The 25,220-nt window shown below is 67.0% G+C and carries 21 protein-coding genes, 1 tRNA gene and 2 pseudogenes; 16 read left to right on the forward strand and 8 right to left on the reverse strand.

What is annotated here, in order from left to right; genetic code table 11:
* From JO236_RS19875 to JO236_RS19915, 9 genes and pseudogenes are all read left to right on the forward strand, one after another.
* Positions 1-135: pseudogene (locus JO236_RS19875) on the forward strand (WXG100 family type VII secretion target); the annotation flags it as partial.
* A 47-nt stretch (positions 136-182) separates the two neighbouring features.
* Positions 183-467 (forward strand): WXG100 family type VII secretion target, encoded by a 285-nt coding sequence (locus JO236_RS19880; protein ID WP_293334468.1) that lies wholly within the window; start codon positions 183-185, stop codon positions 465-467.
* Positions 468-557: 90 nt separating this feature from the next.
* Positions 558-1,154, forward strand: a pseudogene (locus JO236_RS19885) (sensor histidine kinase); the annotation flags it as partial.
* Positions 1,155-1,400: 246 nt separating this feature from the next.
* Positions 1,401-1,490: a potassium-transporting ATPase subunit F gene (locus JO236_RS19890; protein WP_293334471.1), complete on the forward strand. Its 90-nt coding sequence runs from the start codon at positions 1,401-1,403 to the stop codon at positions 1,488-1,490.
* Positions 1,490-3,163 (forward strand): potassium-transporting ATPase subunit KdpA, encoded by a 1,674-nt coding sequence (kdpA, locus tag JO236_RS19895; protein ID WP_293334474.1) that lies wholly within the window; start codon positions 1,490-1,492, stop codon positions 3,161-3,163. The genes JO236_RS19890 and kdpA overlap by 1 nt, the downstream gene beginning before the upstream one ends.
* A gap of 73 nt (positions 3,164-3,236) precedes the next feature.
* The gene (gene kdpB, locus JO236_RS19900) at positions 3,237-5,345 is read left to right on the forward strand and encodes a potassium-transporting ATPase subunit KdpB (RefSeq protein WP_293334521.1); all 2,109 of its coding nucleotides are present in this window, start codon (positions 3,237-3,239) and stop codon (positions 5,343-5,345) included.
* Positions 5,346-5,348: 3 nt separating this feature from the next.
* Positions 5,349-6,284 carry a potassium-transporting ATPase subunit C gene (locus JO236_RS19905; protein ID WP_293334477.1) on the forward strand — a complete coding sequence of 312 codons (936 nt, stop codon included), beginning with the start codon at positions 5,349-5,351 and terminating at the stop codon, positions 6,282-6,284.
* A gap of 4 nt (positions 6,285-6,288) precedes the next feature.
* Entirely contained in the window at positions 6,289-8,850 is a 2,562-nt protein-coding gene (locus JO236_RS19910; protein ID WP_293334480.1) for a sensor histidine kinase, read from the forward strand.
* Complete coding sequence (locus JO236_RS19915; protein WP_293334483.1) at positions 8,847-9,527, forward strand: response regulator; 681 nt, start codon at positions 8,847-8,849, stop codon at positions 9,525-9,527. The genes JO236_RS19910 and JO236_RS19915 overlap by 4 nt, the downstream gene beginning before the upstream one ends.
* Before the next feature lie 200 nt (positions 9,528-9,727).
* Here JO236_RS19915 and JO236_RS19920 read toward each other — a convergent pair whose 3' ends face one another.
* From JO236_RS19920 to mfd, 7 genes are all read right to left on the reverse strand, one after another.
* On the reverse strand, positions 9,728-10,675 hold the full coding sequence (locus tag JO236_RS19920) for a Ppx/GppA phosphatase family protein (RefSeq protein WP_293334486.1): 948 nt from the start codon (positions 10,673-10,675) through the stop codon (positions 9,728-9,730).
* Complete coding sequence (locus JO236_RS19925; RefSeq protein ID WP_293334489.1) at positions 10,669-11,157, reverse strand: DUF501 domain-containing protein; 489 nt, start codon at positions 11,155-11,157, stop codon at positions 10,669-10,671. The genes JO236_RS19920 and JO236_RS19925 overlap by 7 nt, the downstream gene beginning before the upstream one ends.
* Complete coding sequence (locus tag JO236_RS19930) at positions 11,150-11,818, reverse strand: FtsB family cell division protein (RefSeq protein ID WP_293334491.1); 669 nt, start codon at positions 11,816-11,818, stop codon at positions 11,150-11,152. The genes JO236_RS19925 and JO236_RS19930 overlap by 8 nt, the downstream gene beginning before the upstream one ends.
* Complete coding sequence (eno, locus tag JO236_RS19935) at positions 11,819-13,108, reverse strand: phosphopyruvate hydratase (RefSeq protein WP_293334495.1); 1,290 nt, start codon at positions 13,106-13,108, stop codon at positions 11,819-11,821.
* 105 nt (positions 13,109-13,213) lie between these two features.
* A complete protein-coding gene (locus tag JO236_RS19940) occupies positions 13,214-13,948 on the reverse strand; it encodes a lytic transglycosylase domain-containing protein (RefSeq protein WP_293334498.1) in 735 nt (244 codons plus the stop codon).
* A 322-nt stretch (positions 13,949-14,270) separates the two neighbouring features.
* Positions 14,271-15,305, reverse strand: a complete 1,035-nt coding sequence (locus tag JO236_RS19945; protein WP_293334500.1) for a nucleoside triphosphate pyrophosphohydrolase — start codon at positions 15,303-15,305, stop codon at positions 14,271-14,273.
* The gene (gene mfd / locus JO236_RS19950; RefSeq protein ID WP_293334503.1) at positions 15,302-19,009 is read right to left on the reverse strand and encodes a transcription-repair coupling factor; all 3,708 of its coding nucleotides are present in this window, start codon (positions 19,007-19,009) and stop codon (positions 15,302-15,304) included. Before mfd ends, JO236_RS19945 begins: the two co-directional genes overlap by 4 nt.
* A gap of 120 nt (positions 19,010-19,129) precedes the next feature.
* Between mfd and lysA the strand changes: the two genes are divergently transcribed.
* On the forward strand, positions 19,130-20,470 hold the full coding sequence (gene lysA, locus JO236_RS19955; RefSeq protein ID WP_293334506.1) for a diaminopimelate decarboxylase: 1,341 nt from the start codon (positions 19,130-19,132) through the stop codon (positions 20,468-20,470).
* Positions 20,471-20,478: 8 nt separating this feature from the next.
* Here the strand turns inward: lysA and JO236_RS19960 are convergent, their stop codons facing one another.
* A complete protein-coding gene (locus JO236_RS19960) occupies positions 20,479-21,072 on the reverse strand; it encodes a TetR/AcrR family transcriptional regulator (protein ID WP_293334524.1) in 594 nt (197 codons plus the stop codon).
* Positions 21,073-21,180: 108 nt separating this feature from the next.
* On the opposite strand from JO236_RS19960, the gene JO236_RS19965 reads away from it, so the two are divergent.
* From JO236_RS19965 to JO236_RS19990, 6 genes are all read left to right on the forward strand, one after another.
* A tRNA-Gln gene (locus JO236_RS19965) sits at positions 21,181-21,252 on the forward strand.
* 128 nt (positions 21,253-21,380) lie between these two features.
* On the forward strand, positions 21,381-22,865 hold the full coding sequence (gene glmU / locus JO236_RS19970; protein ID WP_293334509.1) for a bifunctional UDP-N-acetylglucosamine diphosphorylase/glucosamine-1-phosphate N-acetyltransferase GlmU: 1,485 nt from the start codon (positions 21,381-21,383) through the stop codon (positions 22,863-22,865).
* Positions 22,866-22,976: 111 nt separating this feature from the next.
* Positions 22,977-23,957 carry a ribose-phosphate diphosphokinase gene (locus JO236_RS19975; RefSeq protein WP_293334512.1) on the forward strand — a complete coding sequence of 327 codons (981 nt, stop codon included), beginning with the start codon at positions 22,977-22,979 and terminating at the stop codon, positions 23,955-23,957.
* Complete coding sequence (arsC, locus tag JO236_RS19980) at positions 23,958-24,314, forward strand: arsenate reductase (glutaredoxin) (RefSeq protein ID WP_293334515.1); 357 nt, start codon at positions 23,958-23,960, stop codon at positions 24,312-24,314.
* Positions 24,311-24,961 (forward strand): LpqN/LpqT family lipoprotein, encoded by a 651-nt coding sequence (locus tag JO236_RS19985; RefSeq protein WP_293334518.1) that lies wholly within the window; start codon positions 24,311-24,313, stop codon positions 24,959-24,961. Before arsC ends, JO236_RS19985 begins: the two co-directional genes overlap by 4 nt.
* A 114-nt stretch (positions 24,962-25,075) precedes the next feature.
* On the forward strand, positions 25,076-25,220 hold a 145-nt coding region (locus JO236_RS19990), incomplete at its 3' end, for an SDR family NAD(P)-dependent oxidoreductase (protein WP_293334527.1).

Here is a 25,220-nt window from a genome sequence, read left to right on the forward strand (position 1 = left end):
GACACCATGGGTCAGATGAATCAGGCCTTCCGCAACATCGTGAACATGCTGCACGGGGTGCGCGATGGTCTGGTCCGCGACGCCAACAACTACGAGCAGCAAGAGCAGGCCTCGCAGGCTGTCCTCCGTAGCTGACGTAATCCGGTAAACCCAACAAACTTCAATTCAGGAGGACATAGACAATGAGCATTAACTATCAGTTCGGCGACGTCGACGCCCACGGCGCGACGATTCGGGCGCAGGCGGCTTCGTTGGAGCAAGAGCACCAGGCCATCGTTCGCGATGTGCTGGCTGCCGGGGACTTCTGGGGTGGCGCGGGTTCGGTGGCTTGCCAGGAGTTCATCACCCAGCTGGGTCGCAACTTCCAGGTGATCTACCAGCAGGCCAACCAGCACGGCCAGAACGTGCAGACGGCCGGCAGCAACATGGCGCAGACCGACAGCGCCGTAAGCGGCAGCTGGGCCTGACAACTCAAAGGGCCGCACACCGCAAGGTGTGCGGCCCTTTCGTTTGTGTGTGCCTACCCCGCCACCGGTGATCGTGGAAGAACCGAAGCGCTACCGCCGACCACCGAACATGCGCTGGCCCGCATCGAGTCGGAAGCCAGGCGGATGACGTTGCTTGTCGACGAGCTGCTGCTGCTCTCGCGGCTGGGCGAGGGCGAAGACCTGCAGACCGAGAACATCGACCTGGCGGACCTGACCATCACCGCGGTCAACGATGCGGCGGTCGCCGCGCCGACCCACACGTGGCTCAAAGACCTTCCCGACGAACCAGTCTGGGTGCGCGGAGATCACGCGCGGCTGCACCAACTCGTCAGCAACCTGCTCAGCAACGCCCGGATGCACACGCCGCCCGGCGTCACCGTGACCACGGGAATCACCCGCCACGACGACGGCCCGATGGGGCCGTACGCCGAGTTGTCGGTTGCCGACGACGGGCCCGACATCGCGCCCGACCTGCTCCCCCAGCTTTTCGAGCGTTTCGTCCGCGCGGACCAGTCCAGATCCAACGGGTCGGGCAGCGGATTGGGCTTGGCCATCGTCAGTTCGATCGTCAAAGCCCATCACGGCACGGTCACCGCCGAATCCGGGCACGGGCTGACCGTCTTTCGGGTGCGGCTTCCGATGATCGCGACCACCGACACCGCCTGAGGCGGTGCCGTGGCCGCAAAGATCCGGACAAAAGCGCAGATCGAAGCGTAAAGAAACCGTTAAGGGCGGCGCCGCCCGCCCGTTGGCGTGCTTAGCCTCTTGTCTGTCCATGAGGCCTCTTGTCTGTCCACGAGGCTTTGTGAAATCGAAAACACAACAACGAAAGACACCCATGTCTGTGCTGGTTTACCTTCTGCTGACCGTGGCGTGTTTCGGCGCGCTCGGCGCAACTTTGAAATTGGGATCGTGAGCGTCGCAAACGTCGTAGGGCTGGCCCTGTCCGTCCTCATCGCTGTGCTGCTGGTGGCGGCACTGGTCTTTCCGGAGCGCTTCTGATGAGCACCACCACAGCAGGTGTGCTGTTCCTCGCGCTGCTCATTGTCGCCTTGGCGGCGGTGCATGTGCCGCTGGGCGACTACATGTATCGGGTCTACAGTTCCAAAAAGCATTCGCGCACAGAGCGTTTCATCTACCGGCTGATCGGCGCCAACCCAGACGCCGAACAGACCTGGGTCGCGTATGCCCGTAGCCTGCTGGCGTTTTCGGCGGTGAGTGTGATCTTCCTGTTCGTCTTGCAGCTCGTGCAAGGCAAACTGCCGCTGCACCTTGCCAATCCGGGTACGCCCATGACGCCCGCGCTGGCCTGGAACACCGCCGTCAGCTTCGTCACGAACACCAACTGGCAGAACTACGGCGGCGAATCGACCATGGGTCACCTGGTGCAGATGGCCGGTCTGGCGGTGCAGAACTTCGCGTCCGCCGCGGTCGGCATGGCAGTGGCCATCGCGCTCGTCCGCGGGTTCGCGCGCAGCCGCACCGGGGAACTCGGCAACTTCTGGGTGGACATGATCCGCGGCACCCTACGCATCCTGCTACCGATCTCGATCCTCGCCGCGATCGTGCTGATCGCCGGCGGCGCCATCCAGAACTTCCATCTCAACGACCAGGTCGTCACCACGATTGCTGGTAACCAGCAGACGATTACCGGCGGTCCGGTCGCTAGCCAGGAGGCAATAAAGGAGCTCGGCACCAACGGCGGGGGCTTCTATAACGCCAACTCGTCGCACCCGTTCGAGAACCCGACCGCGTGGACCAACTGGGTCGAGATCTTCTTGCTGTTGGTCATCAGCTTCTCGCTGCCCCGCACCTTCGGCCGCATGGTGAACAGCAAGAAGCAGGGCTACGCGATCGCCGCCGTCGTCAGCGTCATGGCCGTCTTGAGCGTCATCTTCATGATGCTGTTCCAGTTGCAGCACCACGGCACCGTCCCCACGGCAGTGGGTGCCGCGAACGAAGGCGTGGAACAGCGCTTCGGAGTCGCCGATTCCGCCGTCTTCGCCGACGCGACCACGCTGACGTCCACCGGTGCGATCAACTCGGTGCACGACTCCTACACCAGCCTGGGCGGCATGATGCAGATGTTCAACATGCAACTCGGCGAGGTCGCACCCGGCGGCACCGGATCGGGTCTGTACGGCATCTTGATCCTCGCGGTCATCACGGTGTTCGTCGCCGGCTTGATGGTCGGCCGCACCCCGGAATACCTCGGCAAGAAGATCACGCCACGCGAAATGAAGCTCGCCTCTGGCTATTTCCTGACCACGCCGCTCATCGTGCTCGTCGGCACCGCCGTCGCTATGGCGCTGCCGGGCGAACGGGCCGCGATGGCCAATCCGGGCGGGCCGCATGGCCTTTCGGAGGTGCTCTACGCGTTCACCTCCGCGGCCAACAACAACGGCTCCGCGTTCGCCGGCTTGTCGGGCAACACCGTCTGGTGGAACACCGCGCTCGGCTTGGCGATGCTGTTCGGCCGGTTCCTGCCGATGATTCTGGTTCTTGCGCTGGCCGGTTCGCTTTCGCGCCAGGGCATGACGCCCGAGTCCAGTGGCACACTGCCTACCCACAAGCCGCAATTCGTGGGCCTGGTGGTGGGTGTGACGGTCATTCTGGTTGCCCTCACCTTCCTGCCCGCGCTGGCACTCGGGCCCCTCGCCGAAGGGATTCACTGAAATCGTGACCACAACAACCAGATCCCAAGAATCCCAGTCAAGTCAGCGTTCCGCCCAGGCGCCCGGCGGTAAGCTGCAGGGCGGATTGCTGGACCCCGCGATGCTGCTGAAGTCACTGCCGGACGCGCTTCGCAAGCTTGACCCGCGCACTCTGTGGCGCAACCCGGTGATGTTCATCGTGGAGATCGGTGCCGTGTGGTCCACGGTGCTGGCGTTCGGTGACGACAGCTGGTTCAGCTGGCTCACCGTGTTCTGGCTTTGGCTGACAGTGGTTTTCGCGAACCTGGCCGAGGCCGTGGCCGAAGGGCGCGGCAAGGCGCAGGCGGACACCTTGCGTAAATCGAAGGCCGACACCATAGCCCACCGGCTGAAAGCCTGGGAGCCGGGCAGCACCACCGAACCCGAAGAAGTGGCGGCGCCGTTGTTGCAGCAGGGCGACGTTGTGGTGGTCACCGCGGGCGAGGTCATTCCCGGCGACGGCGACGTGGTGGAAGGCATTGCGTCGGTGGACGAATCGGCCATCACGGGCGAATCCGCGCCGGTCATCCGCGAATCCGGCGGCGACCGGTCGTCGGTAACCGGCGGCACAACCGTGCTCTCGGACCGCATCGTCGTCAAGATCACCCAGAAGCCCGGCGAGAGCTTCGTGGATCGGATGATCGCACTCGTCGAGGGCGCGAATCGGCAGAAGACACCCAACGAGATCGCCCTGAACATTCTGCTGGCCTCGCTGACCATCATCTTCGTGTTCGCGGTCGCCACCCTGCAACCGCTGGCGATCTACTCCAAGGTCAACAACCCCGGCGTGCCCGACACTGCGGCGCTCAACAGCAATGGCATCAGCGGCATCGTTCTCGTGGCTCTGCTGGTGTGCTTGATTCCCACCACGATTGGCGCGCTGCTGTCGGCGATCGGCATCGCGGGCATGGACCGGCTGGTGCAACGCAACGTGCTGGCCATGTCCGGCCGCGCCGTCGAAGCGGCCGGCGATGTCAACACCCTGCTGCTGGACAAGACCGGCACCATCACGCTGGGCAATCGGCAAGCGTCAGAATTCATTCCGGTTAGCGGGGTGACCCACGGGGACCTGGCCGACGCCGCGCAGCTGTCCAGCCTGGCCGACGAAACCCCGGAGGGCCGTTCCATCGTCGTCTACGCCAAAGAGGCCTACGGGTTGCGGGCGCGGACACCCGGAGAGTTGGCCAACGCCCACTGGGTGGAATTCACCGCGACGACCCGGATGTCGGGTGTCGACCTCGACGGGCGACAGCTGCGCAAGGGCGCGGCCAACTCGGTGGCCGAGTGGGTTCGCAGTCACGGGGGCACCGTCCCCGCCGAACTCGGCGAGATCGTGGACGGGATCTCCGCCGCCGGCGGAACGCCGCTGGTCGTGGGTCAGGTCATCCACGCCGGCGATTCGGCCGATAAGGCCGAAGTGGGAACGGTTCTCGGTGTCATTCACCTCAAAGATGTTGTGAAGCAGGGTATGCGAGACCGGTTCGATGCTATGCGCCTGATGGGTATCCGGACGGTGATGATCACCGGCGATAATCCGTTGACCGCCAAGGCGATTGCCGATGAGGCCGGCGTCGACGACTTCCTCGCCGAGGCCACCCCTGAAGACAAGATGATGCTGATCAAGAAAGAGCAGCAGGGTGGCCGCCTGGTGGCGATGACTGGCGACGGCACCAACGACGCGCCGGCGCTGGCCCAGGCCGACGTGGGAGTGGCGATGAACACCGGCACGTCGGCGGCCAAAGAGGCCGGCAACATGGTGGACCTGGACTCCGACCCCACCAAGCTGATCGAGATCGTGGAGATCGGTAAGCAGCTGTTGATCACCCGTGGGGCATTGACCACGTTCTCGATCGCCAACGACATCGCGAAGTACTTCGCGATCATCCCGGCGATGTTCGTGGCGATCTTCCCCGGCCTGGACCTGATCAACGTGATGCGGCTGCACAGCCCGCAGTCGGCGATCCTGTCCGCGGTGATCTTCAACGCCGTCGTCATCGTCGCCCTGATTCCGTTGGCGCTGCGCGGTGTTCGATACACGCCGAGCCGCGCGTCAAAACTGCTCAGTCGCAACCTCTACATCTACGGCTTGGGTGGCATCGTGGCCCCGTTCATCGGGATCAAGCTCATCGACCTGGTCGTTCAACTACTCCCCGGGATGGCCTGAGATATGAAATTTGGCAACCTGATTCGTCAGCACTGGGCCGCGCTGCGCGCGCTGCTCGTCTTCACCGTGATCTTCGGCTTCGGCTACCCGTTGCTGATCTGGTTGGTCGCGCTGATCCCCGGCCTGCACAGCAAGGCGGAGGGGTCGATCCTTACCGTGGGCGGTAAACCGGTCGGCAGCGCGCTGATCGGCCAGCTGTTCACCGACGCCAACGGCAACCCGTTGCCCCAGTATTTCCAGAGCCGGCCGTCAGCGGCGGGCGCCAACGGGTATGACCCGATGGCCAGCGGCGGCAGCAACCTTGGGCCGGAAAACATTGTCGACACCCCCGCCGATCCGGCGAAACTGGCCGCCGGTTCGAGCCCGTCGGACGCCGGGTTCAAGCCGAGCCTGCTGACGCAGGTGTGCTCGCGCAGCGCGGCCGTCGCGAAGGCGGAGGGTCTGGAAGAAGGGGCCGGGTCGCGGCCGTTCTGTACTGGCGGCGGCGTCGGGGCGGTGCTGTCGGTGATGGGTCCCCGTGATGCGCGCGGCTATGTCACCCACCCGAGCCGAGTCGTCAGCGTAAACGAGCCGTGCGGGTCCAACACCCAACCGTTCCAGGACCTTTACCAAGGCGTGCGGATCGAGTGTGCAAAGTTTGGCGAGGATTACTCGAGCGGGCAGATCGTTCCCATTCGCGGCGCCGCGCCGGCCAGTCCGGCGGTTCCGGCCGACGCCGTCACCGCCAGCGGCAGCGGCCTGGACCCCGACATCTCGACCGTCTACGCCGATATTCAGATCGCCCGGGTGGCCAAGGCCCGCCACGTCACCGCAGATCAGATACGCCAAGTCGTGCAGCAGCACACCAACGGCCGCGACCTGGGGATTTTCGGCGAACCGCGCGTCAACGTGCTGCAACTCAACCTGGATCTCGACCGCAGGTACCCCGTTTCGAGCTGACGTATTGGTGGATGATGGTTCAGTGACTGTGCAGGACCACCATCGCCGGCGCGGGGAGCTTCGCATTTACCTCGGTGCGGCTCCGGGGGTCGGCAAGACCTACGCCATGCTCGGTGAAGCGCACCGGCGAGTGGAGCGCGGCACCGACCTGGTGGCGGGTGTGATCGAAACCCACGGACGCGCGAAAACCGCTGAGCTGCTTAAGGGCATCGAGGTCATTCCGCCGCACTACATCGAGTACCGGGGCAGCAGCTTCGCCGAACTGGACGTGCCTGCGGTGCTGGCACGGCACCCGCAGGTGGTGTTGGTGGACGAGCTCGCCCACAGCAACACGCCGGGCAGCAAGAATCACAAGCGCTGGCAGGACGTCGAGGAGCTGCTGGACGCCGGAATCACGGTGATCTCCACCGTCAACGTGCAGCATCTGGAAAGCCTCAACGACGTCGTCGCCCAGATTACCGGCATCGAACAAAAGGAGACCATCCCGGATTCGATCGTGCGCCAGGCGGCACAGATCGAGCTCATCGATATCACGCCGGAAGCCCTGCGCCGCAGGCTGTCCCACGGCAATGTCTACGCACCGGAAAAGATCGACGCGGCGCTGTCCAACTACTTCCGGCCCGGAAACCTCACCGCACTAAGGGAACTGGCGCTGCTGTGGCTGGCCGACCAGGTCGACACCGCGCTGGCCAAATACCGCGCGGACAAGAAGATCACCGCCACCTGGGAGGCGCGGGAGCGGGTGGTGGTGGCGGTCACCGGGGGCCCGGAGTCGGAGACGTTGATCCGGCGAGCATCCCGGATCGCGTCGAAATCCAGCGCCGAACTCATGGTCGTGCACGTCGTGCGCGGCGACGGATTGACCGGCGTGTCAGAGCCTCGGATGGCCAAGCTTCGTGAGCTCGCGGGCAGCCTGGACGCCTCGGTGCACGCCGTGCTCGGCGACGACGTGCCCAACGCCCTGCTCGATTTCGCGCGCGAGATCAACGCCACCCAGCTGGTGATCGGCACGTCTCGCCGATCCCGGTGGGCACGCATCTTCGAGGAGGGCATCGGCCCGACCATCGTGCAGCGGTCCGGAAAGATCGACGTGCACATGGTCACCCACGAGGAATCCAAGCGCGGCTTCCGGATCACCCAGTTCGCGCCCCGGGAACGGCGCGTGGTGTCCTGGCTCGCGGCGTTCGTCGTGCCGTCGCTCATCTGCGCCGTCACGGTCACCTATTTGGACCGGTATCTCGACAACGGCGGCGAGAGCGCGCTGTTCTTCGTCGGCGTGTTGGTCGTGGGCCTGCTGGGAGGCGTTGCGCCGGCGGCACTTTCGGCGGTGCTGTCCGGGCTGCTGCTCAACTACTACCTGATCGCCCCGCGGCACAGCTTCACCATCGCCGAACCCAGCAACGCCATCACCGAATTGGTGCTGCTGCTGATCGCGGTTGCGGTCGCGATTCTGGTCGACGGCGCGGCCAAACGCGCGCGCGAGGCCCGACTGGCGTCGCAGGAGGCCGAGCTGTTGACGTTGTTCGCGGCATCGGTGCTGCGCGGCGCCGATCTCGACACGCTGTTGGAGCGGGTGCGCGAGACGTACTCGCAGCGCGCGGTCAGCATGCTGCGCGAGCACACCGAGGAAGGTGCGCCCAAGGACAGTGCTGTCGTCGCGTCGGTCGGCCACGACCCGTGCACCACCGTCGATTCGGCCGACACCGCGATCGAGGTCGGTGACGACGAATTCTGGATGTTGCTGGCCGGCAAGAAGCTTTCCGCGCGCGACCGCCGGGTGCTAAACGCGGTGGCCAATCAGGCCGCCGGCCTGATCAGGCAGCGGGAGCTGGCCGAGGATGCCAGCCGGACCGAAGCGATCGTGCGGGCCGACGAGCTGCGGCGCTCGCTGCTCTCGGCGGTCAGCCACGACCTGCGCACCCCGCTGGCGGCGGCCAAGGTGGCGGTGTCCAGTTTGCGGGCCGAGGACGTCGCGTTCTCGCCGCACGACACCGCCGAGCTGCTGGCCACCATCGAGGAGTCCATCGACCAGCTCACCGCGTTGGTGGGGAACCTGCTCGATTCGTCGCGCCTGGCCGCCGAAGCGGTACACCCGGAACTGAGCCGGGTGTACTTGGAAGAAACGGTGCAGCGCGCGTTGGTCAGCATCGGCAAGGGCGCCACCGGCTTCAATCGGTCCGGCATTGACCGTGTCAAGGTCGACGTCGGCGACGCGGTGGTGCTGGCCGACGCCGGGCTGCTGGAACGGGTGCTGGCCAACCTGATCGACAATTCGCTGCGCTACGCGCCCGATTGCGTGGTCAGGGTCAATGCCGGGCGCGTCGGTGAGCGCGTCCTGATCAACGTCATCGACGAGGGTCCCGGGATCCCGCACGGCGCCGAGGAGCAGGTCTTCGCGGCCTTCCAGCGGCTCGGTGATCACGACAACACCACCGGCGTGGGATTGGGGATGTCGGTGGCCCGCGGTTTCGTCGAGGCCATGGGCGGCGCCATCACCGCCGGCGACACCCCGGGTGGCGGGCTCACCGTTGTGGTGGATCTGGCCGCGCCGACGGGTGACGCATGACCCGAGTCTTGGTGATCGACGACGAGCCGCAAATCCTGCGCGCGTTGCGGATCAACCTGTCCGTGCGCGGGTACGAGGTGCTCACCGCTTCGACGGGGGCGGGCGCCCTGCGTGCCGCCGCCGAGCACCCGCCGGACGTGGTGGTACTGGATTTGGGCTTGCCGGACATGTCGGGCATCGAGGTGCTCGGCGGACTGCGGGGATGGCTGACGGCCCCGGTGATCGTGTTGTCGGCGCGCACGGATTCGTCCGACAAGGTGCAGGCCCTTGATGCCGGCGCCGACGACTACGTGACGAAACCGTTCGGCATGGACGAGTTCCTGGCCCGGCTGCGCGCGGCGGTCCGCCGCAACGCGGCATCGTCGGAGGTCGAGCAGCCGGTTGTCGAAACCGATTCGTTCACGGTCGATCTGACAGCCAAAAAGGTCGTCAAGGACGGCGCCGAGGTGCATCTGACTCCGACGGAGTGGGGCATGCTCGAAATGCTGGTCCGCAACCGCGGCAAGCTGGTCGGCCGCGAGGAACTGTTGAAAGAGGTGTGGGGGCCGGCGTATGCCACCGAAACACATTATCTGCGTGTGTATCTGGCGCAGTTGCGGCGCAAACTCGAAAAGGACCCGTCCCATCCCAAACACCTGCTGACCGAATCGGGCATGGGCTACCGGTTCGAGGCGTGAGGTGGCGTGTCACCTGTGTCTCATCGGTCGACACCCGATGTGCCCGGCTCTGAGCGACAGTTTGGTGGCGCCGTGCCGCGACGCGACGCGCCTGCCGCGACGCGAATGAAGTTGTCGCGCAAAGGCGGGCACATCGGGTGGTGCCTCCGACACAGGCCACTGTTGTGGATGCGCCTAGTAATCGAGGCGGCGGCTGCGACTCAGCCGGCGATCGAGAGCGCGATGCCGTCCAGGATGTCATGCTCGCTCACGGTCAGCGAGTCGATGCCCGCCCGTTGGCCAAGCTCACGCGCCAACTCCTGCACCACGATCGCACCGCCGCCGATCACGTCGGCGCGGCCCTTGTGCATCGGACCCAGCGCGGCGCGCTCGGCCCGCGTCATGGCGATCAACCGATCACACACGGCCACGAGTTCTGCGCAGGCCACCCGCGAGAGATGAATGGCCGCAGCGTCATACGTGGTCATGTCCTGGGCCAGCGCGGACAACGTGGTCATGGTTCCGGCCAGCCCGACCCAGGTCCGGCCGCGCTCGACCGGCACCGCGCGCAGCGCGGGGACGAGCCGCTCGCGGACCATCCGGCGCGCCGCTGCCACCTCGTCCGGCGCCGGCGGATCGGAGCGTAAAAACCGTTCGGTCACCCGGACACAGCCGATGTCCGCCGAGTAGCTGGCCACGACCGCGCTGTCGCCCAGCACGATCTCGGTGGAGCCGCCGCCCAAGTCCACCACGACGAAAGGCGCACCGGCGCTGCTCAATTCGCCGACAGCACCGCGGAAGGACAGTGCCGCCTCGTCGGTGCCGGTGATCACCTCGGCAACCGAGCCGGGGATCACCGCGCCCAACACGTCAGCTGTCATCGCGAAGAAGTCGTCACGGTTGGCCACGTCACGGGCGGCCGACGTGGCCACCATCCGCACCCGTTCGGCGTGCTGGGTCTGAACCAAGGCGGCGTAGTCGGTGAGCGCGACGCGAGTCCGGGAGATCGCTTCCGGTGCGAATACCCCCGTCGCATCGACGCTCTGACCCAGCCGCACGATTCGCGTCTCGCGGTGCACGTCGCGCAGCTTCCCGCCGCTAGCGTCGGCGATCAGCAGCCGAATCGAGTTGGTGCCGCAGTCGATTGCGGCGACACGCGTGGTCACCATCGGTCCACGACCAGAACCGAGGCCATTGCCGGATCTTTGGCCAGCAGTGACAACGCCTCGTCGCCAAGGGGATTCACGCCGGGTCCTTTGGCCAGCGAGTGGGCGATCAGCACGTGCAGGCACTTGACGCGGTCGGGCATGCCTCCGGCCGAAAACCCAGTCCCCAGCGCCTCGATTGCGTCACGCTCCGCCAGATACGACTCGTGCGCCCGACGATACGCGTCGGCCAGTTCGGGTTGCGCCCTTAGCCGTTCGGTCATCTCACGCATCAACCCCGTCGTCTCCAACCGGCTGGCCGCCGCTGTGAGCACCGGATGGGTCAGGTAGTACAACGTCGGAAACGGTGTGCCGTCAGGAAGTTTCGGCGCGGTCTTCACCACGCCGGGCTCGCCGTTGGGGCAACGATAGGCGATCTCGAGCACGCCGCGCGGCCGGCGACCGAGCTGGCGCGCCACGGCCTCCAGGTCGGCACGATCAACCACCGGGCGTTGTGGGCGCCGGGGAGTCGGGTGGCGCGATACCGGCCGGCGGGGGCTCCGGCGCCGCCGGTGGCAGGTGCGGGTTGTCGGCGATGGTGTGCCACAGCGAGGTGTACCAGGGCTCGTTCCTGGCCGGGCCGCCCGCGTCCGAACCCGGCTGCGCGGATGCCCCGGCCGTCGGCGGGAGTTGGACCTGGAACGGGATGTCTCCCGGCTTCACGAAACCCAGACGCTCGCGGGCCTGCGCTGCGACGTAGGCGGGGTCGGCGAGCCTGTCCTTCCGCTGCTGCAGGTCGGCGATCTGGCGGCGCAGCGCGGCTTCGGTCGCCGCCAGCTGCTCCATTTCGGTGCGCTGGGCAAAGTAGGTGCGCACCGGGCCGGCAATGGTCAGGGTCAGGACGCAGACCACCGCGGCCAACACCGCCGCTCGCCGCGCGGTAAAGCCCAACCGCTGTTCGGATCGCTGCTCGAGCGATTCGGCGATCGAGCGCTTGATGGGTTCGACGATGTGCTCGGTCGTCGCCCGGGCTCCGGATGCAGTCTGCACCGGCTTGGCGGGCTTGGCGCGGCTCGTGGAGCGACGGCCGCGAGCCGAGTCACCGGCCTTCGCCGGACGTGATGCCGGGGCACGCCGCTTCGAATCGGACCGTTTGGCTTCGGGCAACTATTTTGCCTCCACGGCATAGCGCGGAAACGCCAGATCGCCGGCGTAACGCGCGGCGTCGCCGAGCGCCTCCTCGATCCGCAGCAGCTGGTTGTACTTGGCGACGCGTTCGCTACGGGCGGGGGCGCCCGTCTTGATCTGCCCGCTGCCGACGGCCACCGCCAGATCGGCAATCGTGGTGTCCTCGGTCTCGCCGCTGCGGTGGCTCATCATCGTGCGGTATCCGCTGTGGTGGGCCAGCGCCACCGCGTCGAGCGTCTCAGTCAGCGTGCCGATCTGATTCACCTTGACCAGCAACGCATTTGCGACGCCGCGCTCGATACCCTCCTCCAGCCGCTCGGGGTTGGTCACGAAGATGTCATCGCCGACTATCTGCACCCGGTCGCCAATGGCCGCCGTCAAGGATGCCCAGCCGTCCCAATCGTCTTCGGACAGTGGATCTTCGATGGATACCAGCGGATACGAGCCGAGCAAACCGGAATAGAACTCGATCATCTGCTCGGCGGAGCGCGTTGAGCCTTCGAAGCTGTAACCGGTGCCGTCGGTGTAGAACTCGGTGGCGGCGGCGTCCAGCGCGAGCGCCACTTCGATGCCCGGTTTGAGACCCGCCGACTCGATGGCCCGGCTGATCAGATCCAGCGCCGCGGTGGTGCCGGCGACATCCGGGGCGAAGCCGCCCTCGTCGCCCAGGCCGGTGGCCAATCCTTCCTTCTTCAACACCGCCTTGAGCGCGTGGTACACCTCGGTGCCCCAACGCAGCGCCTCGGTGAAGCTGGGCGCACCTACGGGAGCCACCATGAATTCCTGAATGTCCACGGCCGTGTCGGCGTGCGCGCCACCGTTGAGAATGTTCATCATCGGCACCGGCAGGATGTGCGCGTTGGGCCCGCCGACGTACCGGAACAGCGGCAGCTCAGCAGAATCGGCGGCCGCCTTAGCCACCGCCAGCGAAACACCCAGGACCGCGTTGCCACCCAGCCGCGACTTGTCGGGGGTTCCGTCGAGATCCACCAGCGCCTGGTCGACCAGCCGCTGATCGTCGGCATTGAGCCCGATGACGGCCGGGCCGATCTCATCGAGAACAGCCTGCACGGCTTTCTTCACACCCTTGCCGCCGTACCGATCGCCGCCATCGCGCAGCTCGACGGCCTCGTGCTCGCCGGTCGACGCGCCCGACGGCACCGCCGCGCGGGCGAACGTCCCGTCGATCAGCGCCACCTCGACCTCGACGGTCGGGTTACCCCGGGAATCGAGGATCTCGCGGGCCCCGACCTGCTCGATAATCGGCACTGGGTTCTCCTTGTCGTCTTGCGTGCGTCGTGAGATCGCGTGGTGGACTCGGTGGCGGCCCCGGGACGCCATCTAGCGTAAGGCCTGGGTTCCCGGATCATCCTGCTACAGGTGATGACCCGAGCCGTAGGCGGTCGCCCAGTCCCGGACGGCCCGCGCATAGACCCCGGAGTTGTTGTAGGCGCGCAGGGCCGTTATCCAGCCTCGCGGTGTAGCGAGATCCTTTCCGCGCCAACATAAGTAGCCTGCCGCCGAGAGCGCGGCGTCGTCAATGTTATCCGGGCTGACGATCCCGTCGTTGTTGGCGTCGACGCCGTACAACCGCCAGGTCTCGGAGATGAACTGCATGGGCCCCATCGCACGGTCCACCCCGGCATCGGCGGCCACGGCGCCCGCGGGGGGGTCATCGACAATGCGCAGGGTGCCCCCCGTGCCATCGAGGCGAACACCCCGAATGGGAGGCGTCACATCCCCGTTGGGTAACAGCACCGCGCCCCGGTAGGTGCCGTGGTGACTTTCCACCTGGCCAATGCCTGCCAGCGTGGTCCACGCGATGTGGCACTTGTGGTTCTCCACCTCAGCGACCCGGGCGGCGTACGCGTAGGCCTCCAGCGCGATCACCGGTATTTCCAATGCCGCAGAGCGTTTTTCCGCCCACTCCCGCAACTGGTCCGCGGGCCGGCCACTGGCGTGGGTGTCCACCGGGGGCACCGGATCGCCAGCCGGCGGCGGCACGCCCTCCGGGATGAAAAGGCTGAGCTGCCAGGTGCAACTCGACGCCAGCAGCATCGCGGTCGCGCCGATGACGGCGACCGTACGCAACCAGCGTCTCGGCGTCACGTGTGCTCCTAACCTCCCCTGCGGCTCTTACCTGCAGCTCGCCTGTAGCTGCTGTAGCTCGTCCGGGCCACGGACATCGTCCCACGGGTTCACCGGCCGCCCCGGTGCCGACCGCCCGCAGCACACGCAATTGCCAATTCCTCCAAACCGGAGCGAGTTAGCTAGTGGATAGAATAGTTAGCCGCGAATGAGCATACATCCGGGCAAACATGCTGACGAGCAAGCAAACTGATGATTGCTGAAAACAGAGAAACACGCTGGACGTGGCAAACGATACTGGACGCTGGCTAAGCTCAGGCGACCTCGCCAAATCCGAGTCGGCCTACCGCCGACCCTTGCGCCGCTTGGCGGCTTTGGGCTGCTCTGCGGGCTCGTCGACATTCTCGGGGGCCGGCGACTCGGGCTCCGCGGCCGCCACCTCAGAGACCTCGGCCGGCCAGTGGGCTTTCCATTCTTCCGCGGTAATCACCCCGAGTGGCGTCGCGTCGAGTTCCGCTGCCACGACATCGCCCCGTCGTGCCGCCGCGATTGCCTTCTCCACCCGGTGCACGGCCTCCACGAAGTCTAAAACCGCTGTGCGAATAGCGTTTTCGACATCGTCCTCAGCGGTCACCGAGATCGAGGTTATCTCGGCGGGAATCAGCTCGGCGGGCAATCCGGCTTTCTGGACACGCTGGATCACCTTCTGCGCCAACGCCAGCGCGGGCTGACCAGTGTGCACGTCGTCCAACACCGAGTTGCGCGACTTTTCCGCTGCCTTACGTTCCTCCCACTGCGCCAGCTGCTCTTCCAGTGAAATCGACTCGCCTGCAAGAACTCCCGGTGCGCGATAGGACAATTTGCGCAGCAGCGTGTCGGCGACGTCGTCGATGGTGAAGGGCAGTTGCGCCGCGTCCTCGGCGATGCGGGCATGGAAGAGCACCTGCAACAGCAGGTCGCCGAGCTCCTCACGCAGCTGTTCGGGGTTGCCGTTGTGCACCGCGTCCAGCAGCTCGTAGGTCTCCTCCAGCAGGTAGCGGCGCAACGAGTCGTGGGTCTGCTCGCTTTCCCACGGCCCGTCGGTGCGAAGCCTGTCCATCATCGCGACGGCATCGAGCAGTCGCTCGCCCCGCTGGCGGTCCGGCGCCGAGATCACCCGGGCTCCGGCGGCCAATCGTGCCACCACGGCGGGGTGGTTGGGGTCGGACGACAACAACACCGGTGCGTCCTCTCCGATGTACGCCGGATGCGCGTCCGGGAGCGTCCAGGGCACCGCGACCGGCATCTCCTCGGTGTATTGCACTTGGCCGCGGAGCAACTCGATGGCTTCGACCGGCACCAGCGATGGCCGCCGAGGATCGACCAGGACGACAATCATCGTGCTTGCCGCTCCTTTCTCGACCCCGCGCCAGGCTCGGCTGTATCCATTAAATCCTGCTGCGGCTTCCCTTCCAGCGCCGTCACCAGATCCGCGACCATCTGCACCAGTTCGACGTCGCGGATGCGGGGCGCGCCGACACCACCGGCGCGCGGGATTGGAACCTGCACGGTAGAGGTGGTGGCACGATAGCTCGCCGCCGGATACATCCGCTTGAGCCGGATTTGAGCGGAGTCGGGCAACGTCACCGGCGAGACTCGCACCGTCGCCGCCGACGCGGCCGAAACCTCGGTGATGCCGGAAGCTCGGCACAGCAACCGCAACCGCGCCACGGCCACCAGCCGCAGGGCGGGTTCGGGAAGCGGCCCGTAACGGTCGACGAGCTCCTCCACGACGGCGGCGACGGCGGCGTTGTCCGAGGCGGCGGCGAGCCGCCGGTAACCCTCCAGCCGCAACCGGTCGCTGGCGATGTAGTCCGGCGGCAGGTGCGCGTCCACCGGCAGGTCGATCCGCACGTCCTTGGGCTCCTCGGCGGTGATGACCGTCGTCCCGTCCGAGGCCGCTTGCAAGGCCAACCGGTAGGCCTCGACGGCCTCCCCCACCAGCCGCACATACAAGTCGAACCCCACCCCGGCGACGTGCCCGGACTGCTCGACGCCCAGCACGTTGCCGGCGCCGCGGATCTCGAGGTCCTTCAGCGCGACGGCCATGCCCGCGCCCAGCTCGTTGTTCTGCGCGATGGTGGCCAACCGGTCGTAGGCCGTCTCGGTCAGCGGGGCGTGCGGCGGATACAGGAAGTAGGCATAGCCGCGCTCGCGGCTGCGGCCGACCCGGCCGCGCAGCTGGTGCAGCTGGGACAGGCCGAAGGTGTCGGCGCGCTCGACGATCAGTGTGTTGGCGTTGGAGATGTCCAGGCCGGTTTCGACGATCGTGGTGCACACCAGGATGTCGTGTTCGCGGTTCCAGAATCCCTGCACGGTGCGTTCCAGCAGGTCCTCGGGCATCTGCCCGTGCGCGACAACAACCCGCGCCTCGGGCACCAGCCCACGCACCCGGGCGGCCGCCTGGTCGATGGAGCTGACCCGATTGTGCACGTAGAAGGCCTGCCCCTCGCGCAGCAGCTCGCGCCGCAACGCCGCCGCGATCTGCTTGTCGTCATGCGGGCCGACGTAGGTGAGCACCGGGTAGCGCTCTTCGGGCGGGGTCAGGATCGTCGACATCTCGCGAATCCCGGCCAGGCTCATCTCCAGCGTGCGCGGGATCGGCGTGGCGCTCATGGTCAGCACGTCGACGTGGGTGCGCAGCGACTTGATGTGCTCCTTGTGCTCGACGCCGAAGCGCTGTTCCTCGTCGACGACGACCAGGCCGAGGTCCTTCCACCGGACCCCGGTCTGCAGCAACCGGTGCGTGCCGATCACGATGTCCACCGACCCGTTGGCCAGGCCGTCGATCACCGCGCGGGACTCGGCGGGATCGGTGAACCGCGACAGGCCCTTGACGGTCACCGGGAATCCGGCCATTCGGTCGTGGAACGTCTGTAGATGCTGGTCGGCCAGCAGCGTGGTGGGCACCAGCACCGCGACCTGCTTGCCGTCCTGCACCGCCTTGAAGGCCGCCCGCACCGCGATCTCGGTCTTGCCGTAGCCGACGTCGCCGCAGACCACCCGGTCCATCGGGACCGGTTTTTCCATGTCGGCCTTGACCTCGGTGATGGCGGTGAGCTGGTCGACGGTCTCGGTGAACCCGAAGGCGTCCTCCATCTCGGCCTGCCATGGCGTGTCCGGCGCGAACGCGTGGCCCGGGCTGGCCTGGCGCTTGGCGTACAGGGACACCAGCTCGCCGGCAATCTCGCGCACCGCGCGGCGGGCCTTGGTCTTGGTGTTGGTCCAGTCGCTGCCGCCCAGGCGGCTCAGCGCCGGCGCCTGCCCCCCGACATACCGCGACAGCTGGTCCAGGGAATCCATCGGCACATACAGCTTGTCGGTGTTTTTCTCACCGCCACTTCCCCGTTTGCTCGACGCATACTCCAGCACCAGGTACTCGCGCCGCGCGCCGCCGACCGTGCGTTCGACCATCTCCACGAACCGCCCGATGCCGTGCTGATCGTGCACCACCAGGTCGCCGGCGGTCAGCGCTAGCGGGTCGACGGTGTTGCGCCGCTTCGCGGCCAGGCGCTTGCCCTCGACGGCGGTGGCCCGGGTGCCGGTCAGGTCCTTCTCGGTGATCACGACCAGGTTGGCACCCGGTATGACGACGCCGTCGTGCAGCGGGCCCTTGAGCACCCCGACCACGCCGGGCTTGAGCGCCGCGCCGGCGCCCAGCATCGCGGCGGGCGTATCGGATTCGGCCAGCCGCTCCACGACCCGGTGTGCGGTCCCGGTGCCGGGCGCCACGACCGCCGCGTGACCGCCGGTGGCGACGTGCGCGCGCAGCATCGCAAAGATGCCGTCGATGTCGCGCTGATGCCCGCGCGCTGAGGGCGCCGCGCGGATGTCCAGCTCGATGGCCGACTCGTCGGACAGCTGGCTCAGCGTCCACCACGGGTGACCGGCGTCCACCGCAGCCGCCTGCACCTCGTCCAGCCCGGCGAACCCCGAGCCGCCCAACTGTTCAACGTCGATGGGAGCATCGCTGCCCAGGGCCGCCACGGACCACGACGCCTCCAGGAACTCGCGGCCGGTCTTGATCAGGTCGGCGGCCCGGGCGCGCACCTTCTCCGGATCGCACAGCAGCACCGGCGTGCCGTCGGCGAGCTGATCGGTGAGCAGCGCGTGAGCCCCGTCCGCCCCTTCTTCCGGCGGAAGAAGCACCGGCAGCAGCGCTTCCATGCCGTCGACCGGGATGCCCTCGGCCAGCTTGGCCAACATGTCGGTGAGGCTGCCGGTGCTGGTGGCTTCGCCCGCCGGCAGCCGTGCGGCCGCCTGGGCCGCCAACCGCGCGGCGCGCTTGCGCACGTCGTCGGTGAGCAGCAGTTCGCGGCACGGCACCGCGACCAGGGTGTCGATGTCGATCTCCGGAATGGAGCGCTGATCGGCGACGGAAAACATCCGCATCTCGGTGATCTCGTCGCCCCAGAACTCGACCCGCACCGGGTGCTCGGCCGTCGGCGGAAAGATGTCCAGAATCCCGCCGCGCACGGCGAACTCGCCACGGCGGCCGACCATGTCCACCCGGGTGTAGGCCAGCTCGACCAACCGGGCGATCACCTGCTCGAAGGCGATTTCCAGGCCGATGCCCAGGGTGACCGGTTCCACCTGGCCCAGACCGGGCGTCATCGGCTGCAGCAGCGAGCGCACCGAGGTGACCACCACGCGCAGCGCCGGGCCCAGCCGGGCGTCATCGGGGTGGGCGAGCCGGCGCAGCACCATCAGGCGGGTGCCGACGGTATCGACGCCGGGTGACAACCGCTCGTGCGGCAGCGTCTCCCAGGACGGGAACACGGCCACCGCGTCGGCGAACACACCGTGGAGCTCGGCGGCCAGATCGTCGGCTTCGCGGCCGGTGGCGGTCACCACCAGCAAGGGCCCCTGCCGTGCCAGAGCGCCGGCGACGAACAGCCGCGCGCTGGCCGGACCAACCAGCCGCAGTTCGTCGGGTCGATCGGAGGCACGCTCGATGAGCTGGGTGAATGTCGGCGCGGTGAGCGCCAATTCGAGGAGCCCCGCGATCGGGGTGTCTGGGCTGGCAGCCCCCGGTGCGGTCATGATGCAGCCCATTCTAGGGGCCATCCGACGGCACCCCGAGCTCGTCAATATTGGCCTGGGCACCGTCAAGAAACCGTAAGGAAAACACCACCGGACCCGGCTCGAGCGCAGCTTGAATGCATGACATTGCTCGACATGCTGCCGTCGATCCGACAGGCCGCGCCGCGGCGGTTCGACCCGGCTATCTGGCCGCTCACCACGTGTTCCGACGAGGACGGCCAACTGTGCATGGGCAACGTGCCACTCGCCGACATCGCCGACGAGTTCGGCACCCCGACCTATGTGATCGACGAGACCGACTTCCGCCGGCGCGCGCGCCGCTACCACCAGGCGTTGCGTGATGCCGAGGTCGTCTACGCCGCAAAGTCGCTGCTGACCACCGCGGTTGCGCGGTGGGCGCACGAGGAGGGCCTCGGCGTCGACGTCTGTTCGGGCGGCGAGCTGGCCGTCGCCCTCGCCGGTGGGGTGGACCCGTCCCGCATCATCCTGCACGGCAACGCGAAATCACCCGACGAGTTGCGCGAGGCGGTCGGTGTCGGGGTGGGACGCATCGTGCTGGATTCGGGCATGGAGATCGCCTACCTGGCCGGCCTGGCGCGACGACGCCAGCGGGTGCTGATCCGGGTGACGCCCGATGTCGACATCCACGGCCACCGGGCGGTCACGACCGGCATCAGCGACCAGAAGTTCGGCTTCAGTCTGTACGACGACCACGCCGACGACGCGGTCCGGCGGGTACTGGCGCATCCGATCCTCGACCTGATCGGGCTGCACTGCCACATCGGCTCGCAGGTCACCGACCCGGCCCTGTACGGCGAGGCCATTCATCGGATGATCGCGGCCATGGCCGACGTCCGCGCCCGGCACGGCGTGCTCCTCACAGAACTCAACATCGGCGGCGGCCACGGCATCCCGTACGTTCCGGGCGACCGCGAACTGGACCTCTACGAGCTGGCGCGGGTGATCGAGGACGCGCTGGACGAAGCCTGCGCCGCCGAGCATTTCCCCCGCCCGGCCATCGTGGTGGAACCCGGCCGCGGCATCAGCGGCCGGGCCGGCGTGACGCTCTATCGGGTGTGTTCGGTGAAGACGCAGCCGGGTGGCCGCACCTTTGTCGCGGTCGACGGCGGGATGAGCGACAACCCGCGGGTGTCGCTGTACGGCGCCCGGTACACGGTGGCGCTGGCCAACCGGCATCCGCTCGGGGTAAAGCAGCGCGTGACCGTGGCGGGCCGGCACTGCGAAGCCGGCGACGAGATCGCCCGCGATATCGAGCTTCCGGTCGACGTGCATCCCGGGGACCTGTTGGCGGTGGCGTGCACCGGTTCGTATCACCACAGCATGGCGTCGAACTACAACCTGGTGGGCCGGCCGCCGGTGGTCGCGGTCAAGCATGGCCGGGCCCGCGAGTTGGTGCGCCGCGAGACCGTCGGCGACCTGCTGTCCCGCGACTGTGGCTAGTGGCCTGGCTAATCCTCCTGCAGCCGCGGATCGGCTTCCAGATGCGTCAGGCCGTTCCACATCAGGTTGACCAAATGGGCCGCGACGACCTCTTTCTTGGGCTCACGCGTGTCGAGCCACCATTGCGCCGTCATCGAGACCGAGCCGACCAGCGCCTGGGCGTACAGCGGGGCCAGCTCCGGATCCAGGCCGCGGCGGGCGAAATCGCCGGCCAGAATGGAGCTGACCTGGTTGACGGCGTCATTGAGCAGGCTCGAGTAGGTGCCCGAGCTGATCGAGGCCGGCGAGTCGCGGATCATGATGCGGAAGCCGTCGGTGCGTTCTTCAACGTAGGTGAGCAACGCCAATGCGACCCGTTCGACGCGCACCCGGGACCGGTTGTTGGTCAACGAGGAGGTGATCCCGTCGAGCAGCGCGGACATCTCCCGGTCGACGACGACGGCGTACAGGCCCTCCTTGCCACCGAAATGCTCGTAGACCACGGGCTTGGACACGTTGGCGCGCTGGGCGATCTCTTCGATCGACGTGCCCTCATAGCCGCGCTCGGCGAATAGCGATCGCGCGATGCCGATGAGTTGCAGCCGACGCTCGGTACCGGTCATCCGGGCGCGCGGCGCCCGCACTTCCTTGTCCGGCGCTGCCACGTCAACAAGGGTATCGGTTTACCGTCTAGGCTGGTTGCCGCGAAGTTGGTCCGGGCGCAGCAGCAATCCGTCGTGGTGTAATCGGCAGCACCTCTGATTTTGGTTCAGAAAGTTCAGGTTCGAGTCCTGGCGACGGAGCTTCGCTTTAGGCCCCGAGGCCCTTTGCCCCGAGCCTCTTTGCCCCGAGCGTGCACGAAATGCCACGCTTGACGGCGTGTCGGCGTACAGACACGCACGATCGCGAATAAGTGAGTGAAGGAGATTCGATGACATCTGGTGGTGAGACCGCGGTCCTGGTCCTGGCCGCCGGGCCCGGCACTCGGATGCAATCTGACACCCCCAAGGTGCTGCATACGCTCGCCGGTCGCAGCATGCTGTCGCATTCGCTGCACGCGATCGCCAAGCTGGCCCCACAACACCTGGTCGTGGTGCTGGGCCACGACCACCACCGCATCTCGCCGCTGGTCGCCGAGCTGGCCGACACCCTCGGGCGACCGATCGACGTCGCGCTGCAGGACCGGCCGCTGGGCACCGGGCACGCCGTGGAGTGCGGCTTGCCCGCACTGCCCGACGACTACGCCGGCATCGTGGTCGTCACCTCCGGCGATACGCCGCTGCTGGACACCGACACGCTGGCCGACCTGATCGCCACCCACAATGCCGCCTCGGCCGCGGCGACGGTGCTGACCACCACGCTGGGCGATCCCCTGGGCTACGGCCGCGTCCTGCGCACCCAGGACAACGAGATGATGGCGATCGTCGAACACAGCGACGCCACGCATTCGCAACGCGAGATCCGCGAGGTCAACGCCGGGGTCTACGCGTTCGACATCGCCGCCCTGCGCTCCGCGCTCGACCAGCTCAGCGCGGACAACGCCCAGCAGGAGCTCTACCTCACCGACGTCGTGGCCATCCTTCGCCGGGCCGGCCGGATGGTCATCGCCCGGCACGTCGACGACAGCGCGCTGGTGGCCGGCGTCAACAACCGCGTCCAGCTGGCGGAGGTGGGCGCCGAACTCAACCGCCGGATCGTCGCCACCCACCAGCTGGCCGGGGTGACCGTCGTCGACCCGGCTACCACGTGGATCGACGTCGACGTGACGATCGGCCGTGACACCGTGATCCAGCCCGGCACCCAGCTGCTGGGCCGCACCCGGATCGGTACTAACTGTGTCCTCGGCCCGGGCACCAGCCTGACCGACGTGACCGTCGGCGACGGCGCCTCGGTGGTCCGCACCCACGGCGCGTCGTCGACGATCGGTGATGGCGCCACCGTCGGGCCGTTCACCTACCTGCGGCCGGGCACCGTGCTGGGCTCCGATGGCAAGCTCGGCGCGTTCGTCGAGACGAAGAACGCGACCATCGGCACTGGCACCAAGGTGCCGCACCTGACTTACGTCGGCGACGCCGACATCGGCGAGCACAGCAACATCGGCGCGTCCAGTGTCTTCGTCAACTACGACGGCACGACCAAACGGCGCACCACGATCGGCTCGCACGTCCGCACCGGGTCCGACACCATGTTCGTGGCCCCGGTGACCGTCGGCGACGGCGCATACACCGGCGCGGGAACCGTGCTGCGCGAAGATGTGCCGCCCGGGGCGCTGGCGGTCTCGGCCGGCCCGCAACGCAACATCGAGGACTGGGTGCAGCGCAAACGGCCTGGGACCGCGGCGGCACAGGCGGCCTCGAAAGCCAACGAGACGGTCAAGCGGGACGCCCGGAATCCTGAATCCGAACAGACACCCTGAATTCGTTATCTGGCAACCCAGCCAAATATCGGTACCCTTCGCTACGTACGATGAGGCATTCCATTCCTTCTTTGATCCCTATCTCTTCCCCGATATGGCGAGGGCAGCACGTTGAGCCACGACTGGACCGATAACCGCAAAAATTTGATGCTGTTCTCCGGCCGCGCCCACCCCGAGCTGGCCGAGCAGGTAGCCAAGGAACTCGACGTCCACGTCACCGCGCAGACGGCGCGGGAATTCGCCAACGGCGAGATCTTCGTGCGCTTCCACGAATCGGTACGCGGTTGCGACGCTTTCGTCCTGCAGTCCTGCCCGGCGCCGGTGAACACCTGGCTGGTGGAGCAGCTGATCATGATCGACGCGCTCAAGCGCGGCAGCGCCAAGCGCATCACCGCCGTCATGCCGTTCTATCCCTATGCCCGGCAGGACAAGAAGCACCGCGGCCGCGAACCGATCTCGGCGCGGCTGGTGGCCGACCTGCTCAAGACGGCCGGCGCCGACCGGATCGTGACCGTGGACCTGCATACCGATCAGATCCAGGGTTTCTTCGACGGACCCGTGGACCACATGCGCGCGCAAAACCTGCTGACCGGTTACATCGCTGACAACTATCCGGACGGCAACATGGTCGTGGTCTCCCCGGACTCCGGCCGCGTGCGCATCGCCGAGAAGTGGGCCGATGCACTGGGCGGTGTGCCGCTGGCCTTCATCCACAAGACGCGTGATCCGCGGGTGCCCAACCAGGTGGTGTCCAACCGCGTTGTCGGCGAAGTCGCCGGCCGGTGCTGCGTGCTGATCGACGACATGATCGACACCGGTGGCACCATCGCCGGCGCGGTCAAGCTGCTGCACGACGACGGCGCCGCCGCCGTGATCATCGCGGCCACCCACGGGGTGCTCTCCGACCCCGCCGCCGAGCGACTGGCCGCGTGCGGCGCGCGCGAGGTGATAGTCACCAACACGCTGCCGATCGGCGACGAGAAGCGTTTCCCGCAGCTGACGGTTTTGTCCATCGCGCCGCTGCTGGCCAGCACCATCCGTGCGGTCTTCGAAAACGGCTCAGTCACAGGACTGTTTGACGGAGACGCCTAGATGGCTTCCGGTTCCGCTGATGCCGTCATCTACCACAACCCCAAGTGCACCACGTCGCGTAAGACGCTGGACTTGCTGCGGGACAACGGCTTTGAGCCGGACATTGTCCAGTACCTGAAGACGCCGCCGTCCCGCGAAGAGTTGGTGCGCATGATCCGCGACGCGGGGATTGACGTGCGCACCGCGGTGCGCAAGCGCGAAGCGCTGTATACCGAACTCGGGCTTGCCGAGGCGACCGACGACGAGTTGCTCGACGCCATGGCCGAGCATCCCATCCTGATCGAAAGACCGTTTGTCGTGACGCCGAAGGGCACCCGGTTGGCTCGGCCGATCGACACGGTTCGCGAGATTTTGTGAAACGCTGCGCGGTCGGCGTCGCCGTGGTCGCGCTGACGGCGTTGGTGGGCGCGTGCGCGCCCAAACCCCCTGACTATCAGTCGATCTGGGCGAAGAGTTCGGCAGCCACAAGCGCCACCACGACGACCGAAAAGCCGGTGCCGCTTTCGCAGTACCTGGAAAGCATCGGCGTCACGGGTCAGCAGGTGGCGCTGGACAAGCTGACCGATCTGACGGTGTCCATCCCGACGCCGCCGGGCTGGGCGCCGTTCACCAATCCGAACATCGCGCCGGCGACGCTGATCATCGCGAAGGGCCGCAGCTATCCGACCGCACGGCTGGTGGTCTTTGCGCTGCGCGGGGATTTCGACCCCGCCCAAGTGGTCAAGCACGGCAACGACGATGCCCAACTGTTCGAGAACTTCAAGCAGTTGGACGCCTCGAATGCGGATTTCAACGGCTTTCCGTCGTCGATGATCCAGGGCAGCTACGACCTCGACGGCGCGCGGCTGCACAGCTGGAACCGAATCGTCATCCCCACCGGGTCGCCGCCGGACAAGCAACGATACCTGGTGCAGCTAACCATCACCAGCATGGCCGACCAGGCGGCGGCGGAGTCTAGCGACATCGAGGCCATCATCCGCGGATTCGTAGTCGCCGCAAAGTAATTGGGCCGCCGGTCGTTGTTCTGGTCACTTCTGCCACAGCAGTCGCCGGGGGCGGACTATGTGGGTCGCCCCACCACCCTTGGAGTTCGACATCGCGCCGTAGGGTTGGCAACCATGACCGACTGGACAGCCGCAGATCTGCCGTCATTCGCCGGGCGCACGGTGATCATCACCGGCGCCAACAGCGGGCTGGGCGCGGTGACCGCCCGCGAATTGGCCCGCAACGGCGCCACGATCGTCATGGCCGTCCGCAACACCG

Origin of the sequence: Mycobacterium sp. (genome assembly GCF_019247635.1) — a bacterium.
In the GTDB taxonomy this organism is placed as follows: domain Bacteria; phylum Actinomycetota; class Actinomycetes; order Mycobacteriales; family Mycobacteriaceae; genus Mycobacterium.